Source organism: Streptomyces sp. ICC1, assembly GCF_003287935.1.
GTDB lineage: Bacteria > Actinomycetota > Actinomycetes > Streptomycetales > Streptomycetaceae > Streptomyces > Streptomyces tritrimontium.
The window spans coordinates 5,261,622-5,279,335 of record NZ_CP030287.1 but is presented as its reverse complement, the minus strand read 5'-3'; the positions used below and the strand labels follow the sequence as shown (position 1 = coordinate 5,279,335).

Here is a 17,714-nt window from a genome sequence, read left to right as displayed (position 1 = left end):
GAGGTGGCCCGCGGGTAGCGTGGCAGCAGCCGAGACGAGGTGGGGAACATGACCCGACGCAAGAGCGCGGCCGAGGTGTTCGATGCGCTGGGTGAACGGTACGAGGACCTGTTCGGGACCGTGCCCGATCAGTTGGAGGCCTTGGACTGGCTCGTGGGGCGGCTGCCCGCCGGGGCCCGGGTGCTGGACGTGGGCAGCGGCACCGGCAGGCCCACGGCGGAGGTGCTCGTCCGTGCCGGGCACGCCGTGACCGGGATCGACGTTTCGGCGGCCATGGTCGAGACGGCCCGTGCCCGGATTCCGGGGGCGCGTTTCGAGCAGGCCGACGTACGCACGTACGTGCCCCAGGCGGTCGGCTTCGACGCCGTGTGCTCCTTCTTCCCGCTCCTGGTCATGGACCAGCCGGACATCGCGGCGGCCCTCGACCGGATGGCGTCCTGGGTCGCGCCGGGCGGGTACCTCGTGCTGGCCACGGTCCCGGGAGACATCCGGGAGCTGGACATCGAGTGGATGGGCCATCCGGTGACCGTCAGCAGCCTGTCCGCGGACCAGCACCTGCGGCAGCTGACGGCGGCCGGCCTGGAGGTGCTCCACCATCACACCTCGTCCTTCGTACCCGCAGACCCCCTCGCGGGGCCCGAGGAGCACTTCTTCTGCTACGCGACACGACGCGCCTGACCTGAGGGACGGCTCGAGGGCGGTCAGGAACCGCCCGGCCCCTGCCGGCCGGGGTCGTCGTGGTCGGTGACGGTGGGGTAGGAGACCCCCGCGTAGACCTGGTTGCTTCGGGAGCGGCCGGATCCTGGGGCCGCGGGCTGTCGAGCCTGCGTTTCTGGGAGGCGGGGTCGACGACCTCGCCCGTAGCGAGCGCCTTGATCCAGGCGGCCATGTCGTCCGCCGTCGAGAGGGCGCCGCCCGCGGCGGTGGCGTAGGAGGGGTTCTGGTGGGTGTAGTCCAGCGGCTTCAGCTTCCCCGAGCGGGCCGCGGCCCGTACGTCGGCGGGGTACGGCTCGTCGGTCACGGCGTGCGCGGAACCTCCGGACATGTAGCCGTGCGCGTACGGCGCGGGCAGGGAGGTGTCACGGGTACCCGGGAGCGAGGTGCCGGATAGGCCGAGCGGGGTGAACAGCCCGTCCCTGAACTGCTGGGCGAGCGGGCGGCCGCCGGAACTCGGGCGCGTCGGTGTAGTCGTACAGCCCGCTGCGCATCTCCAGCAGCTCGGCGAGGGTGATCCTCGCGCCGTTGGGCACACCCGGCACGTAGTCGGACACCGGGTCGGTGAGGCGGACCTTGCCGTCCTGGACGAGGAGTTGGATCAGCGCCGAGGTCATGGTCTTGGAGCAGCTGTGTTGCACGGCGTCTTGAGGTGTCAGATCCGGTGGGCGCCGTTCCGGTACCCGTGGGTACGGGTACCGGGGGCGCCCCCGCTAAGCAATCGATACGAAACGGATCGTTGCGTCATCAGTGTGCGGCTGGACCGGGACGCTGTCAACACGAGACGTAGCGTTGCACTCGGATAGAGTCGGTCCGTGCCCCCCGCGATCCGCAGCGAACAGTCCCGTCAGGCCATCATCGAGGCCGCTGTCGGCCTCTGCGCCGAGCGGGGTTTCGCCTCGATCACGATCGAGGGGATCGCGGCCCGAGCGGGTGTCGGCAAGACGACCATCTACCGGTGGTGGCCGTCCAAAGCCGCCATCCTCATCGAGGGTGTCGAGAATGCTCGGGATGCCGCCGCCGGCTTTCCCGATACCGGTGACATCCGTGCGGATCTGGTCGCTCAAACCTCAAGCGTCATGCAACTGTTCAATACGGCGTTCGGCACGATCTGGCGCGGGCTGATCGGCGCCGCACAATCCGATGAGGACGCGGCGGAGGGGGTCACCCGCATCCTGCGGGTCTCCATCGACGCGTGTGTCGCCCGCCTCGCCAAAGCCCGCGACTCCGGGCAGATCCGCGCCGACCTCGACCTCGAAATGGCGGTCGAACTCCTCTACGGGCCGATCTACCACACCTGGCTCCTGCGCACCCGCCCCCTGCCGGAGGCGTACATGGAGACGGTCATCGCCACGCTCCTGCCCGCGCTGGTGCCACCGCCTGACAAGCCCGCCCCGTAGACCCGGCGGTCAGCGCTCCCCGGTAGCGGCGACGTCTTACCCCACACCCTCTCCCCCGCCCGGGCCGTCGGGGAACCGGGGAGCCGGACGCGGCCCGGCGGCCGGCGTTGGCCGGTCGTGTCCCGCGCTTGCCCCGAAATCGCCTGCCCTGCCAACACCCCTTCTGTGTAATGTCACATGGCATGATGATCTTCCGCCGCACGGCCCTCATCGCCGCCCTGCTCGGCGTCACCGCGGTCCTGCCTCCCGCGGGCGCGCACGCCGCCACCCCGCCCCCCTGCCACGAGGTCGGGCCCCGCCACGAGGACCCTCCCCGACACGAAGACGTTCCGCGCCGCGAGGACGTCCCGCGCCAGCTGGTGGTACCGGCCGGGCACACGGTCGAGGGACAGGTGCGCAATCTCCAAGCGCGTACCGAGCAGCGCGGGCAATCGGAATACGAGTCGGTGTGGACCTTCCGCCTGGAGCGCTACGACGCCGCGGGACAGCGGGTGACGCTCGTCCCGGTCGAGATGCGCGGCATCTCCTTCGAGGGCGGACTCGGCGAAGGCGACTGGGTGCGTGCCCACGGCACGATGAAGGCCGGAACCTTCCGCGTCAAGCGCGTCGAGAACGAGACGACCGGCGCGGTCGTCACCGCCAAGGGAATCCCGAAGGTCCTCCTCGTCATCGCCGGTGTCTTCTTCGCCGCCATCGTGCTGTGGATCGCCTACATCGCCTTCCAGCTCATCACCGCACCCACGGGGCCGCCGCCGGACTGGCCGCCGTCGGACTTTCCCACCTGACCGCGCTCGGAGACATCCAGGGGCATCGACCATGGGGATCGAAGAACTCACCGCCGAGGACCTTGACCACCTCCAGCGCGCGGATTTCGAGCCTCCGCGACCCGGCCCCGGAGCCCGGTTCACCGAGGCACCCGCGGACCTGCGCGACCTCATGCGCGTCAACGGCATCGGACGGCTGCACAAGGGCGCGGCCGTACGCCCCGACCCACAAGTGAGCGGCATCGACGGTTCCGCTGCCGCACCCCCCACCCGGGACCTGCTGGTCAGCCTCTACCAGTGCAAGGTCCCCCTCGCGTTCGAGATCGGCGCGGAGTCCGGCCGCGCCCGCATCCGCTTCGGGACCTGGCTGCCCGCCGGGGGCGCCCCGGCGGTCGTCGCGCGCAACCGCCGTGTCCTGGAGAGCGCGTTGCGCACCCTGTACCCCGTCCTCGACCTGACCGACGGAGGCCCCGGCAGCGACGATGCCCACGAGCCGGCAACAGCCGCCGGCCCGTGGGCGCGCGGCGGTCTCGCGCTCGGCGTCCCGACCGCCAAACCCCCGGACGAGAACGACGGCGTCCGCCAGGTCGATCGGCTCCTGCGCGCACTCGGGCAGGCCCGCTGGTCGGCGCTGGTACTCGCCCAGCCCGTGGGCGAGGCGGTGGTGCGCAACCTCAAACTGCAGGTCATCAACCAGATGCGCAGGGCCCAGACCGCCGCCAAACTGGGCGGGGCACCGAGCCCCCTCGCCGACCACTACGTCGATCTGCTCACCGCCCAGCTGAAGAGCCTCGGTGACGCCCAGGGCACCGGAGCCTGGCGCACCGCCGTGTACCTCCTGGGCGACGAGGAGAGCTACCCGCAGGTCGCCAGCCTGTGGCGGGGGTTGTTCTCCGGCGAGCGCTCCTTGCCCGAGCCGGTGCGGGTCTGGGACCGGGAAGAGGTGCCCGCGCTCACCCGCTCCTGGGCGCTGCCGGACCCGGACCCGTCGGCCGACACGGCATCGAGCCGGTACCGGCACCCCTTCCAGCACCAGTCGCTGCTCAGCTCCGCGCAGCTCGCGGCCTACGTGCACCTGCCGACCGTGGAGACCAACGGGTTCGCGATCACGGAGGTACCCGACTTCGACACCGTGCCCCCGCCCGTGAGCGCCGACTCGCTGCTCCTCGGATCCGTGGTGGAACGACGGCGCGTCACCGCCGTCCCGTACGGCATCCGTGCCGCACAGCTGACCCGTCACGCCTTCGTCACCGGCGTCACCGGCTCCGGCAAGACCAACACGGTCTTCCACCTGCTGCGCCTCGCCGCCCGGCACGACGTCCCCTTCCTGGTCCTCGAACCCGCCAAGACGGAGTACCGGGTGCTGCTCCGGGACGAGGAACTGGGCAGCCGGCTCCAGGTGTTCACCCTCGGCAACGAAACCGTCTCGCCGCTGCGCCTGAACCCCTTCGAAGTCCCCGAAGGGGTTCCCGTGGCGGTGCACCTGGACCTGCTCCGCTCGGTCTTCCAGGTGAGCTTCGGCATGTGGACCCCGCTGCCCCAGGTGCTGGAGGCGTCCCTCCACGAGGTGTACGCCGACCGGGGCTGGGACATCACCGCCGGAACCAACCGGCGGCTGGCCGCCGACGGAGACCGCTCCCTCGCCTTCCCCACCCTCACCGACCTCGTGCGCAAGGTGGAGGAACTGGTCCCCCGCCTCGGCTACGAGGAGCGGGTCACCAGCGACCTGCGGGCGGCACTGCGGACCCGCCTGAACAGTCTGCGGACCGGAGGAAAGGGCCGGATGCTCGACTCCGGACGCCCCTTGTCGATGGACGAGCTCCTCGCCCGGCCCACCGTCCTGGAGCTGGAAGGCATGGGGGACGACGACGACAAGGCCTTCATGATGGGCCTGCTGCTCATCCGCCTCGCCGAACACCGCCGCATCCAGGGTGACGCCGAGGGACTGCGGCACCTGCTGGTGGTCGAGGAGGCGCACCGGCTCCTCGCCGGGGCCTCGGCAGGCGGCAGGCGGGGCGAGGAGGCCGAGTCGGACGCGCGGGGCAAGGCCGTGGAGACCTTCACCCACATGCTGTCCGAGATCCGTGCGTACGGGCAGGGCGTCGTGGTCGTCGATCAGGTCCCGACCAAGCTCGCGTCCGACGTCCTGAAGAACACCAACCTCAAGGTGGTGCACCGGATCGTCGCCGGCGACGACCGGGACCTGCTCGGCGCGAGCATGGCGATGACGCCGGCGCAGAGCCTGGCCCTGGCCACCCTGCCCATCGGTCGCGCAGCGGTCTTCACCGACGGTGAGGACGCCCCGCTGCTGATCCAGGTGCCACGGTCCAAGGGCGGTTCGGGGACCTGGCCGTCGCACCCGGAGGTGCGCGAACACATGGCCTCGCACCCCGCCCACGGAGAGCAGTCCGAGCTGCTGTCGGCCTCGGTGGCCTGCGACCACCGCTGTCTGGCCTCGGCGCCCGCGTGCGCGGCGGCGCGGTCCGTCCTGCTGGTACCGGCGGTGGTGCGGGCGCTGGGGCGGGTGGCACTCTCGGCCGTCCTGAACCAGAACGGTCTGCAACGCGCCTGGCGGGACGTGGAGGCCCTGGTCGAGCCGGGCCGACCGCGTGACCTGGACCGTCAGGCCTTGCTCGGTTGTCTGGCCCGGCACGGCGCATGGCACCTCGCCGACGTTCGCGGCGCGCGAGCGGGGTGGACGTACGCCGAGGTCAGGGAAGTCGCGGTACTGCTCGACGCGGCGCTGACGGGACACCTGGCGGGCGTGGCGACCTCGGACGAGGTGGCCAGACTGCGACTCGTGCTGCTCGCCCTCCAAGGCGGCGGGCCGGGACCCTTCCAGGGCTGCGCCCGTATCTGGGCAGGCAGGCCTGCGCCCTGCCTGTGCGCCCTGCCGGTGGCGGAGCTGGTGGCGGAGGGAGGCTTCTCGGGAGTGTGGGGGGAGGCCCGCGAAGCGGACCGGACCTCACCGGAAGGGCGCCCTGCCGCCACCTGGGACCTTTGCCGGGACGCGGCCTACCAGCTGGTGGAGTTGCCCGAGGAGGACGCGCCACCGGACCTGACGGAGCAGTTGCGGGGGACGGCCGACCGCACGGCCCTGTGCTTCGCCCAGCAGATGCTCGCCGCCGAGAAGTGGGCCCACCCGGGGAGGGACCGGCGGGTGCTCACGCAGCTGCTGGCCCTGGCCGAACGCACCGAGGAGCGTGGGCCATGACGAAGGACAAGTCGTCGCCGAAGGACGACCAGAACAAGGACAAGGACAAAAGCAAGGACAAAGACAAGGACAAAGACAAAGACAAGGACCACAGCATGCGCGGCGTCGACACCCGCATGACGGCCGGCGACTCCTCCCAGGGCTCCTCCAGCTCGGACGCGGGCAAGCACGGCACCAGCAGCGAATCGTCCTCCTCCGGCTACAACGGAGCAGGGGATTACAGCTCGAAGAGTGAGACGAAGACCGGGGACGGTGGCACGGACAAGACGACCACCACCCAGAAGCAGGACGGTACGGTCATCACCGCGACGGATCACTTCGACGCCGACGGAAAGTTGACCGGTTCGACCACGACGACCCAGTCGACGGATGTGAGCCGGGGGACGGTCACGACGGACTCGGTGAACAAGGACGCCGACGGCAAGATCACCAGCACGGAGCACGACGTGGCCGAGCGGCTGTCGGACGGATCCTGGACCGATACCCGCACCGAAAAGGACTTCAAGGACGGGAAGCTGACGGGCACGGAGACGACCACGACGACGGCCAGACCCGACGGCACGCGCACCGTGGACACGGTGCGCGAGAACGCCAACGGCAAGGTCACCAGCACCGAACACACCGAATCCCACCAGGACAAGAACGGCTGGCACGAGACCCGCACCGAAACGCGGTACGCGAACGACAAGGTCACCGGAAGCGACACGACCAAGACGACGGTGACGAACGACGGACAGCGCACCGAAGACACGGTGACCAGAGGCGCCGACGGAAAGGTCACCGGCAAGGAGCACGTCGAATCGCACGCGACGAACGACGGCCGGACCGAGACGCGCACGGAAACCAACATCCACAACGGGCACAAGACCAGCAGCGAGACGAAGACGACGACGGATCTCAACGACGGATGGCACCACGAGACAACGGTCCGCAGGGACGCACACGATCACGTCAAGGGAAGCGTCGAGCGGACGACCACGCCCACCCAGGACGGCAGGACCATGGAAAACACGGCCAGGGACGCCGGTGGCCATGTCACTCGGTCCAGCACCGTGACGGAACACGACAGGCCCGACGGATCCAAGACCAGGGACATCACGAGCAAGGACCGCCACGGCGACGTCACATCCACCTCCCACACGGAGGTCCCCCCGAGGTCCCGGTGAAGGAGGACCGGGACCGTCATCTCCACCCGGACACCAGCAAGGCGACCGAGCCGCACCCCCCGGCGGAGGCTCACACTGAGCCCCCCTCCGCGCCGAATCCTGTGTGGCAATGGTGGCAATCGAGCCGCCGTGACCGCCGGGCCGGTGACGGATGTGGCGCGCCCCGGTCCCCGTCCCGATCCGGCCCTCCGCGGGCACCCACCGTGGGCCGACCAGCTCCGCCCGACGATCTGCTACGGAAACGGGTCCTACTCGCCCGCTGAGCCGTCGTCTCCTGAGCGCAGATCGCGAATCGGGAACGTCGCGAGTGAGAGGTGCGCCTCGCATCCCTCTCCGTGCAGTTCCTCTGGCCGCAGTGCCCAGGCGATGGCCTCGCCCGGGCCGAAGTACGAGGGATCGAGGTGGAACGTCGTCCTGGTTCCGTACGGCCTCCGCACGGGGCACTCCTCCCACACGCCGACGGGAGCCACCCCAGCCAGCTCCTGGTGGTGACCACGGCCGTCCAGCCAGACCTCAATGACCGTGCGGACGCTGAGCGCGGCTGCCGCTGCAGGAGCCCATCGATCCTTGTCGAGCAGCGATTCACAGAACCCGGGAAGGAGCCTTTGCTCCTCGTCGACGCTGCGAAGTTGATCGTCCTCCACCGTGAAGCTGAGGTCAGATGTGATCTCCACACTGATCTGCCCATGCATACCGTCACGGCGGTGCAGCGCGTCCCAGACCACCCGCTGAAGCACCTCAGTGGGTAGCTCGGGGCTATCCCGCTCAACACGGAAGTACATGGCCGGACGGGCCCGCACGTGCTCCTCGAACACCATCACCCGAAGCTGATCGGCTGTGTAGTGCTCCACTCACCCTCCCCCGACATGCGCCAAGGCACGATCATGGCACCCGTTCACGTCACGCTCCATGCTGTTCACTCACCGAAAGTCGTGACGCTCTGTCATGAGCCGCAAGAAGTGGACCGGAGCCTTTGAGATGGATGGAAGTCCAGGTCAGCCCAGGGCTGACACGCACGCAAGGAAAGGGGGCCTCCCCGGTGCTTCTCGCACCGGGGAGGACCCCTCGTATGCGGCCCGATCAGACGGCCCGTTCAGGCGGTCCTGATCGCACGGTCGATCTCCGCGCCGGTGCGGGCGACGACCACCGGGCAGTGGTCCACCATGGCCTCCGGCAGCTGGTGCCGGGCCTCGTCTCGCGTCAGCACGACCGGCCCGCCCGGAACGACGAGGACGGCGTCGAGGCGTCGCAGCAGGTCGGCGAGGAGGTCCATGATCCCGCCGCCGCCGAAGCGGTTGAAGGTGATGCCGTCAGGGGGCTGGAGGTAGACGTCCGCCTCCTCGCCCTCTGCCGTCCTCACCCACAGGACGTCCGTCTCGGGGTCCCGCGCCACCGCGTAGGGGTCGAGGACCTCGTGGGCGACGGCCATGTCCAGCGGAGTCGTCTCGCCCTTGTCGAACCGCATTACGAAGATGTCAAAACTCATGTCTCTCCAGACGAGGGAACTCGGTCGTGATCGCCGACCCGCACCATGCGCATGCGTCACTCATATCCGGAGGATTCCCCCGTCATCCTGTGACAGGCACCCGTCCGGGAGTCGTTCCGGTCCTGCGTCGCGGTGGCAGAGAACCAGAACGGCTGCACCCGTCCCATCCGTCACCACTCCAAATCCTTCAGGGAACCCTTCCAGGAAATCCCGTCGGGTCGCTGATCAGGCGACAGTTGGCTGAACAGATGGGCGACACCCTCCAGCACCTTCACGGCATCGTCCGGTCCATCTGTTCGTCTTCGCTGCCCTCGACGAACCACAGGACACTGACCAAAGCCTCGGCCAGGGCGCGGGTCAGAGACGGATTTGCGGGCATCGCCGTGGCCTCCCCGGCAGGTCAACAGCAGAGTCCGGCCATACCATCACACCCCACTGACATCACTTTCCGTGAGCCCCACAAAGAATGGACCAGCGCCGCTACTGACCAGCAAAACTGCCGGCGCGGACCGGATCCGCCGGATCATCGGGGCGGCGCTGCGGCAGGCCGAGCAGGCGCAGACCGCCCGGATCTCTTCCCGGATCCCGGCCGAGACGATCCCGCGGCTGCTGGCGCTGATAGCCAAGAGCGCCGACCCCGGTGACGAAGTCGAGGACCGGGGCGAGGACGACGGTGCTCTGTTCGGCGCCGCGGAGGCCGCCGCGGTGGACGGACCGCACGAGATCCTGACGCTGCTGGAGGAGGAGCTGATGCGACGGCTTGGCGAGACCGCTGGCCTGGGGCTGGTCCGCCATACGAGCAGCGTCATTGCGGCCGGCCGATTGATTTCTTACGAGAGCGGCAGCTCACGGCACGCTAATTTTGGGCACCCCAAAGCAGAGGAGAGCCCCGTGGGCAAGGTGGTCATGTACAGCTCGGTGTCGGTGGACGGCTTCGTCGCGGACGAGAACGACCAGCCCGGACCGCTGTTCGACTGGTTGTCCAGCGGTGACGTCCCGTTGGACGAGAGCGGCGCGCTGAAGGTGTCGCAGACGTCCTACGACTACACCCGGCCGTACTGGGACCAGATCGGAGTCACGATCGTCGGCCGCCACGTCTTCGACCTGACGGGCGGCTGGGACGGGAAACCTCCGGGCGGGATCGACCACGTGGTCGTCGTGTCACACCGGCCGGAGCCCGAGGGCTGGGACCCCGAGGCGCCGTTTCACTTCGTCGACGGCGTCGAGGCAGCCATGGCCAAGGCGCAGGAGCTCGCGGGTGACCGCCTGGTCGAGGTCGCCGCTGGCGACGTCGGTGGCCAGGTGCTTGCCGCGGGCCTGATCGACGAGGTGCGCATGGACGTCGTACCCGTCGTGTTCGGGTCCGGCAAGCGCTACTTCGGGTCGGTCCACGCGCAGCACCTGTTGGAGGATCCCGACGTGGTGATCCAGGGCAACCGGGTGCTTCACCTGCGCTATCGGGTGCGCCGTTGACGATCTGAGCGGGTACGCGAAGAAGTCCACTGCGAACGGTGACACAGGATCGGGCCTCCGGCTGCGGTTGCGCATCGCTGTCCCTGGTCGGGCAGCCGACGCCGATCCGCCCCAGCGCCTCACCTGTGGCAAGTTCAACTCAAGATCACTGGTTGCCGGTTTCATCACCACGCCGAGAGTCGTCTCACAGGCGACCTCCGGCGGCTCGATCTTCTGCTCGAGACATTCTGCCGGGACGAACCCTCACACGCGTGATCCGCCCTCCCCGTGGTGCTGCCGGAAGCATTGTCCGAGCCTGCCCCTAGAGTCACCCCAACGTGATCGCGGCGGCGCTGCGAACGGGGGTGTGCCATGCCGTGCCATGCCCCGGACCAGGCCGTCTGACCGAGGAGACAGCACATGGGGTGGGTTCCGGCCGGCGACTACGAAGTCGCCCTCGACGACGGGAAAGTGGTCTGCCGCAACGCGGCGGGTCGCCGGCTGAAGACGGTCCCGGGGAAACTCGCGGACGACCCGGCCGTGGTCGGACTGCGCCAGCTGGTGGAGTGGCTGGACCGGCACGAACGCCAGTGCGTCACCGACGTGGAGCGCTGGATGGTGCGCTCGCTGCCCGTCCCCGTCGCGGCCATCGCCCAGGTGTGGCAGGACACGGCCTGGCGCTCCGCGCTGCGCGACCTCGTCGTCACGGGTGAGGACGGCGAAGTCGCGGGATTCCTGCGCGACGCCGACCCCGTCCGGGGCCTCGGCCTGGTCGACCTCGACGGCGACACGGTGCGCATCAGCCCCGAACTGGTCCGCATCCCGCACCCGGTGCTGCTGGCGGACCTGGAAGAACTTCGCGAGTTCGCGGTCGAACTCACCGTGGACCAGCGGGTGCAGCAGCTCTTCCGCGAGGTCTGGCACCGCCCGGCGGACCTGGACCCGGAGACCGCCTCGGTCGACGACTACGCGGGCGGCGCCTTCAAGGAACTGCGGTTCCTGCACGGGCGCACCACCCAGCTCGGCTACCGGGCCCGCGGCGGCCAAGCGGTCTGCCCGGTCGTCGAGGACGGTGCGACGGTCGAGGCGCGCATCTGGATCGGAGACTACGACAGCTACGAGCGGACCGAGACCGGCTCGCTGACCTGGACCGACGCCGCCGGCCGGGCCCTGACCGCCGGACAGGTCGGCCCGGTCGCCTGGTCGGAAGGCATGCGCATGGCGGCGGCCCTGTACGCGGGACGCGACATCGAGGACGAGGAGCAGGCGGCATGAACACCGACACCACCACCCGGGCCGCGGCCCTGCTGGACGCCGGGGCGATCCTGCGCGCCGGCACCGTCGCCCGCGACGACGCCGACAGCCTCACCGCCCGGACCTACACCCACCCGGCCCTGGACGACCGGCGCGTGGTGCGCCTGGTGGCGGGCACCCTGGGCGAGGCCGAGGACCTGGCACTGGACTTCCTCGGACTCGCCCGCGAGCCCGACGCCCCCGAGGTGGGGCAGGTGCGCCGCGAGACGCTGGGTTTCCCCGCCTGGGCCCTGGTCAACGATCCGGCCAACGGCCACCACGCACTGGCCCTGGTCAAGGACATGGAACGGCTGGCCCGCCAGGCCAAGTCCCGGGCCGGCGCCGCCAAGGACGGCTTCGAGGCACTCGCCACCCGGCTCGGCCGCGCCGTACCGCACTTCCTGCCGACGTTCTACGAGCAGGCCGCGCGCGTCTTCCTCCAGCACGACAACAGCACCTACGCCGCGACGCTCTTCGGCAAGGCACGCGCCGCCGAGCGCGTCCACGGCCTGCCGGTCGACGAGGAGCGGCAGCGGGCGGTCTTCCTGGAGTTCGCCTTCGCCGGTGCCCTGACCGTCAAGGCGCTCAAGGACCACGCGCAGGACCTGTCGCGCCGCCTCGACCCGGCCGAGGCCTGGGCGCAGTTCCGGCAGCTCGCCGTCGAACGCTGCGGTGCGGGCATGGCGCCGTACGCCGCCCTGCCGCAGGACGCCCGCGCGCTCATCAAGGCCGCGGGCCTGGACCGGGAGACCGCCGAGAGCGCCTTCGTCGGCGACCTGATCGCCTCACCGAGCATCGTCCGGGCCCCCGCGTCCTTCTGGACCGCCTACCGCCCGACCCTGGTGGCGCTCGCCGCCGCACGACCGGAGATCCGCACCCGCCTGCTGGAGATCATGCCGGCCGGCCTCGGCGACGACCGGAAGGCCGACGAGGCCTGGCTGTCGCTGCTCGCCGAGACGGGCGCGGACGCCCTGCTCACCGACGCGCGGAGCACGGACGGCGTCGACCCGGCGGACTGGCTCAGCCGCTGGGCACTGCACCGCAAGCACGGTTCGTCCAGCTCGCAGCGCTGCGCGCGCACCCTCGCCCTAGTCGAGCGCATGGCCCCCCGGCTGCGCTCCGACGGCCGCCCCGCCGACCTCTTCCAAGGACGCTGGCACGCGGGGGCCGACCTGGACCTGCTCGACGCCTGCGTCGCCTGGGACATCCCCGTCACCGAGCCGGCGGCGGGTGCCAACGTCCACCTCCCGCTGGAGCGCTGGATCGGTGACGACACCCCGGGCCGCCGCGACCTGACGGCCGTCGCCGGCCGCCCCCGCTTCCGCGGACTGCTGTACGACGCGCTGAACGGCCTGAACGGCCATCGGTTGAACGATTCCGTACTCGCCGCGATCGCCGCCCACCCGGTGCTCGGCGCCGTGCTCCACGACTGGCTGCGCGATCGCGCCGCGGAGCTCACCGGTGCGGCAGGACTGCCCGGTTCGCGAGCGGCGCTCCGGCGCCTGTCGTCCTTCCGCGCGGTCGCCGGCCAGGTCAACCCGGAGGCCGTCGCCGAGGTCGCCGCTCACGACCTGGCGCCGGTCCTCGGCGCCACCCTGCGCGCCGGCGTCCTGGACGAACTGGGCTGGCCCGCCCTGGAGGAGACCTACCGGCGCCTCGACACCGACCGGGCCGACCAGAACCACTGGATGGTGGTCGCCGAAGCCTGGCCCGCCCTGGTCCTCGCCAACCGCCACACGGCCGTCGTGGTCGGCCCCGAAGGGGTGCTGCTCGAACACGACCTGCGTCTGCCCGCCGACCTGGACCGCTGGCGGCGCCCCCGCTTCCGGTACACCGACGGCGAACTGCTGGTCATCTGGGCGGAGGACGGCAAGCAGCGCGCGTACTGGTCGACCCGCCCCGCCGAACCCTTCACCCTCGGCGGCGAGCAGTTGCCGCAGTGGTGGAACGGGCAGGAGGTCGGCTCCCCGTCGCTGCCGCTGCCCGGCGGCGGCCGCGCCACCGGCGGCCGCACCCTGCACGCCGGCGACACCACCCTGCCGTCCACCCGCCCCGTGCTGGGCGACGGCACCGGACACTGGCGCCAGGGCAAGCAGGGCCGCGACCACTGCTGGGTCGAGTACGACCCGGCGGGCGGCACCCACGGGCGTGCTTCGCTGCCCGCCTTCCTGCAGTCGGGAATCCGCGACGGCGCCCGCCTCGTGACCGAGGAATGCGAGGTCCTGCCGCTGCTCCCGGGCCTGGAGACCACGCCGCTGGGCACCGACGGCACCGTCCTGGGCCGTTGGGTACGCACCGAGGGCGAGGACCCCGACCGCCGCGTCACCTCCGGGACCCCCGACGGGCGGACCGTCACCCTGGCCGTCGCGCCCGGCCGCCGGGACCACCCCGTACCGCTGGGCGCCCTGCGGCTGCCGGGTGGAGCCGCGCCCCTCGCCGCCGTCGTCGGCGGCAACGTCGAGCTCTATCCGGCGGGCGCCGTCACCACCGACGCGCTGGGATCGGTCCCCCTCGGCGAGCAGGGCGGCGAGTACGCCGCCGGCACCCGGTACGTCCCGCCGCCCGCGTTCTGGCACGCCCTGCGCCCGCGCGACGAGCGGGGCTCGGCCGCCCTGCGCGCGGTCACCGACGCGCAGATCGCGACCCTCCTCGACGCCGTCGACACGGCACTGGCCGGGCGGAAGGCCGCGGTCGCCGCCGACAAGTCGTACGACGGCCCCACCGCGGACGAGCTCATCGAGGCAGCCGTCGCCACGGCGCTCCCCGCGCTGACCGACGCCCGGCTGCTCACCGGCGTGAGCGCACTGGTGCGGACGGCCGCCCACCACCGCGCCGCCACCGCCGCGTACGCCACGCCCCCGCAGGACAAGGCGCACGGCGGGAAGCGGCACGGCGACGGGATGTACGCCGACCACCGGCCCGTCCACGGGGACGACACCACCCTGACCGCCGCCGTGGACGGGATCGCCGCACCGGGCGGATACCGCTACTGGGGGCACGAGGCGAAGTGGAGCGGACTCCAGCAGATCCTCTCCGTCAACCAGGTCCTGTCCGGCAAGCCCGCCGACGGCAAGCCGCTGCCCGACCCCACCACGTTGCCGGCCCTCGGAGACGGCTGGACGAGCGAGACCCGCACCGTCCCCGGCATCGACCTGGCCTGGCTGCCGTTCCTGGACGCCCTGGGCCCCCTCGCCTACCGCGCCGCCGCCCCCACCACCACCGACGAACACCGGGAGGCGCTGCTGCTCCTCCTGGAAGCGGTCGCCACCGGCCCGCTCGCCAACCCCGCCGGCGCCCTGCGACAGGTCCTGCTGTGCGAGGAGGACAGCAAGGAGCAGGCCGGCCAGAAGCAGCGGCTCGGCCAGGTGCTGCGCCGCGGCGACCGCACGGTGATGATCCTCGGCCGGGAGCACACCCACCGCGACGACCGCGTCCACTGGCTCGCCCTCGACCACGACCCGGAAGGGGCGTTCGGCCAGATCGCCGACTTCACCCACCACGAGGACCAGCTGTACACCCCCGCCCTCCCGCACGAGCGCCTGCTCCCGCTGATCCGCCTCGTCCGCGAGCGCGGCGCCGCGCCGTGGCGGCCCGAGGCACCCGTCACACTCGACGCCGCCACCGGCATCGGGCCCGCACAGGCGACACTGCTCGTCGCGGCGGGGACCGGTGAACCGGACGCGGCAGGGCTGGCCCTGGTCGGCCTCAAGGCCCGCCAGGCGGCAGGGGCCGACGCCAGGCTGAGCGCGCTCGGCGGCGCCAACCGGCTGGCGCTGCTGGACGCGCTGCTGCCCGCCGACCCCGCCGACCTGTGGGAGACCGGCCCCGACACCGCGGCGGCCGCCAAGACCTGGGCGGAGCGCCTGGGATCGCTGGTGCGGTTGCCGGAGGACCTGGGAGACGTCCTGGCCGGTGTCACCACCGTGGCGGCGGAAGCCGTCCTCAACCCCGATCGCACCGCGTGGCTCAGCCGCACCACCCCGATGCGGCTCGACAAGGACGGCCACCTCGTGGCGGAGGACCCGGCCGCAGTCCCGGGAGGCGGCCGCCTCACCAGCGCGGTGGCCGCGCTCAGCGGGCTCGCCTACGGACTGCCGTACGGCCATCCGCTGCGCGCCCATCTGCCGGCCGGACTCGCCGCGCTGCGCCGGCGCCTGGCCGACCCCGGCCTCATCCTCAACCTGGACGTGGAGTGGACGGAGAAGGGCACCGCGACCGCGGTCCCGCTGCGCACCGCGTACGGTATGCCCGCGACGGGAGGGGCGGGGGCCGACGGCCTCACCCGGCTCGGGGACGCCCTCGTGCTGCGCCCCTGGTACGGCGACACCGAGATGACGTTGGTGCGTACGGCCGGGATCACCGGCGCGGACGATCCCGTCCTCGGGCTGCTCGAAGGGCTGGTCGGCCCGGGCCGCGGCCACTCCCTGGCGGCCGTGCGGGCCCTGCTCGGCGACGACCTCGAACAGGCCGTCCTGGCCGGTTCGGCTCCCGGCGGCTTCACCGGCTACGCCCAGGACCCCGCCCGATCGGTACCGGAGCTGGTCGCCGAGGTGGCCGCGACCCACGGGCTGGGCGACGACGCGGCCGCGCTCTACCTGCAACTGCTCGCACTGCCCGACCCGACCGACCGCGACCGCGCCCGGTGGACCGGCTGGACGCCGGGCCGGTCGAAGAAGGCCAGGACCGAACTGGCCGCCACCGGCCTGGTCCTGGAGGCCAAGCGGTCCCGTGCGGGCCGGACCCTGTTCCTGCCCTGCGGCTGGCACGACTTCAAGGCACCTGCCCTGCCGGTGGAGACCTGGAAGGAACCCCTCTACCCGCTCCGCGACCACACCCGGGCCGTGCCACACCTGCCGGTGCCCGCCCTGTTCGCCCGCGCATGGGGCCGTGTCAAGGACGACGACGCCCCCGCCTTCGAAGAACTCACCACCCGTGCCACCCGGAAGGGCCGCCGCCGATGACCACCGACACCACCGTTTCCGCACCCCCGTCCGTACCTCCGCCCGCCCGGCAGGTCAGCCCGCCCGAGGACCGTCACACCACCGAACTGGCCTTCCTCGCCGCCTACGACAACGGCCCCCGGCCGCCCGCCTGGCTGCTGAGCCCGCGCGCCGTCGTCACCTTCGTGATGGGCAGCGGCGGCGAGGCCCTGCGGCTGCCCGAGGGCGCCGCGACGCCCGACGGCGTCCCGCGCAAGCTGGTCGTCGAGCAGAAGTTCGTCGGCGACCGCGCCCTGGTGGAACGCTGCGTCGTCACCCTCGCCGGAGAACGCGGGCTGCTGCTCGTCGGCGAGCCCGGCACCGCCAAGTCGATGCTCTCCGAGCTGCTGTCCGCCGCCGTGTGCGGCACCAGCGGCCTGGTGGTGCAGGGCACCGCGGGCACCACCGAGGACCAGCTCAAGTACGGCTGGAACTACGCGCTGCTCCTGGCCCAGGGCCCCACCCGGCAGGCCCTGGTGCCCTCCCCGGTCCTCACCGCCATGACCCGGGGCGCGGTGGCCCGCGTCGAGGAGATCACCCGCTGCCTGCCCGAGGTCCAGGACGCCCTGGTCTCGCTGCTGTCCGAACGGCGCATCGCCGTCCCGGAACTGGCCGGCAGCGCCGACGCCCTCGCCCACGCCGCACCCGGCTTCACCCTCATCGCGACCGCCAACCTCCGCGACAAGGGCGTCTCCGAGATGTCCGCGGCCCTCAAGCGCCGCTTCAACTTCGAGACCGTCGGCCCCATCGGCGATCTGGACGCCGAGACCGCCCTGGTACGCCGCCAGGCCCACGCGGCCGTCACCCGGGCCGGAGCCCCCTTCCAGGTGGACGACGCGATCCTCGAAGCCCTCGTGACGGCCTTCCGCGACCTGCGGGACGGGCGGTCGGCCGAAGGCTGGGAGGTCGAGCGCCCGTCCACGGTGATGAGTACCGCGGAGGCGGTGTCCGTGGCCGGTTCGCTGGCCCTGGCCGCCGCGTACTTCCCCGGCGACCGGGACGTGCTGTCCCTGCTCGCCGGACACCTGCTGGGCGTGGTCCGCAAGGATGACCCGGCCGACGCCGCCCGGCTGCTGGGCTACTGGGACGGCGCGGTGCGCCGCCGCGCCGAGCAGGGTTCGGCGACCTGGCGCACCCTGTGGGACCTGCGCCCGGTCCTGGAGAGCTGACGCCATGACCGTTCCGTCTCCGGCCGCCGCCGCGGAAGCCTCGACCGCCCCGTACGACTCCACTGCCCCGTACGACT

The 17,714-nt window shown here is 71.7% G+C and carries 12 protein-coding genes; 9 read left to right on the top strand and 3 right to left on the bottom strand.

From position 1 onward, the window contains the following. Positions 1–48 precede the first annotated feature (48 nt). Positions 49–678: a class I SAM-dependent methyltransferase gene (locus DRB96_RS24890; RefSeq protein ID WP_112450464.1), complete on the top strand. Its 630-nt coding sequence runs from the start codon at positions 49–51 to the stop codon at positions 676–678. A 401-nt stretch (positions 679–1,079) separates the two neighbouring features. Here the strand turns inward: DRB96_RS24890 and DRB96_RS43880 are convergent, their stop codons facing one another. Then, complete coding sequence (locus DRB96_RS43880) at positions 1,080–1,355, bottom strand: serine hydrolase domain-containing protein (RefSeq protein WP_239517758.1); 276 nt, start codon at positions 1,353–1,355, stop codon at positions 1,080–1,082. 174 nt (positions 1,356–1,529) lie between these two features. Between DRB96_RS43880 and DRB96_RS24880 the strand changes: the two genes are divergently transcribed. The 4 genes from DRB96_RS24880 (at position 1,530) to DRB96_RS24865 (ending at position 7,258) form a co-directional block, all read left to right on the top strand. Further along, positions 1,530–2,114, top strand: a complete 585-nt coding sequence (locus tag DRB96_RS24880; RefSeq protein WP_112450463.1) for a TetR/AcrR family transcriptional regulator — start codon at positions 1,530–1,532, stop codon at positions 2,112–2,114. A gap of 182 nt (positions 2,115–2,296) precedes the next feature. After that, positions 2,297–2,899, top strand: coding sequence for a hypothetical protein (locus DRB96_RS24875; protein ID WP_112450462.1), 603 nt, complete (start codon positions 2,297–2,299; stop codon positions 2,897–2,899). 31 nt (positions 2,900–2,930) lie between these two features. Then, on the top strand, positions 2,931–6,092 hold the full coding sequence (locus tag DRB96_RS24870; protein WP_112450461.1) for a DUF87 domain-containing protein: 3,162 nt from the start codon (positions 2,931–2,933) through the stop codon (positions 6,090–6,092). Next, a complete protein-coding gene (locus DRB96_RS24865) occupies positions 6,089–7,258 on the top strand; it encodes a hypothetical protein (RefSeq protein ID WP_112450460.1) in 1,170 nt (389 codons plus the stop codon). Before DRB96_RS24870 ends, DRB96_RS24865 begins: the two co-directional genes overlap by 4 nt. 248 nt (positions 7,259–7,506) lie before the next feature. Here the strand turns inward: DRB96_RS24865 and DRB96_RS24860 are convergent, their stop codons facing one another. Further along, positions 7,507–8,109 (bottom strand): hypothetical protein, encoded by a 603-nt coding sequence (locus DRB96_RS24860; protein ID WP_112450459.1) that lies wholly within the window; start codon positions 8,107–8,109, stop codon positions 7,507–7,509. Positions 8,110–8,351: 242 nt separating this feature from the next. Continuing rightward, the gene (locus tag DRB96_RS24855) at positions 8,352–8,744 is read right to left on the bottom strand and encodes a hypothetical protein (RefSeq protein ID WP_162688793.1); all 393 of its coding nucleotides are present in this window, start codon (positions 8,742–8,744) and stop codon (positions 8,352–8,354) included. Positions 8,745–9,635: 891 nt separating this feature from the next. On the opposite strand from DRB96_RS24855, the gene DRB96_RS24845 reads away from it, so the two are divergent. The 4 genes from DRB96_RS24845 (at position 9,636) to DRB96_RS24830 (ending at position 17,637) form a co-directional block, all read left to right on the top strand. Beyond that, complete coding sequence (locus DRB96_RS24845) at positions 9,636–10,217, top strand: dihydrofolate reductase family protein (protein ID WP_112453689.1); 582 nt, start codon at positions 9,636–9,638, stop codon at positions 10,215–10,217. 399 nt (positions 10,218–10,616) lie between these two features. Next, entirely contained in the window at positions 10,617–11,471 is an 855-nt protein-coding gene (locus DRB96_RS24840) for a DUF4132 domain-containing protein (protein WP_112450457.1), read from the top strand. Further along, complete coding sequence (locus tag DRB96_RS24835) at positions 11,468–16,450, top strand: hypothetical protein (protein ID WP_112450456.1); 4,983 nt, start codon at positions 11,468–11,470, stop codon at positions 16,448–16,450. The genes DRB96_RS24840 and DRB96_RS24835 overlap by 4 nt, the downstream gene beginning before the upstream one ends. Beyond that, a complete protein-coding gene (locus DRB96_RS24830) occupies positions 16,447–17,637 on the top strand; it encodes an AAA family ATPase (protein WP_112450455.1) in 1,191 nt (396 codons plus the stop codon). The genes DRB96_RS24835 and DRB96_RS24830 overlap by 4 nt, the downstream gene beginning before the upstream one ends. The last annotated feature ends 77 nt before the right edge of the window (positions 17,638–17,714 follow it).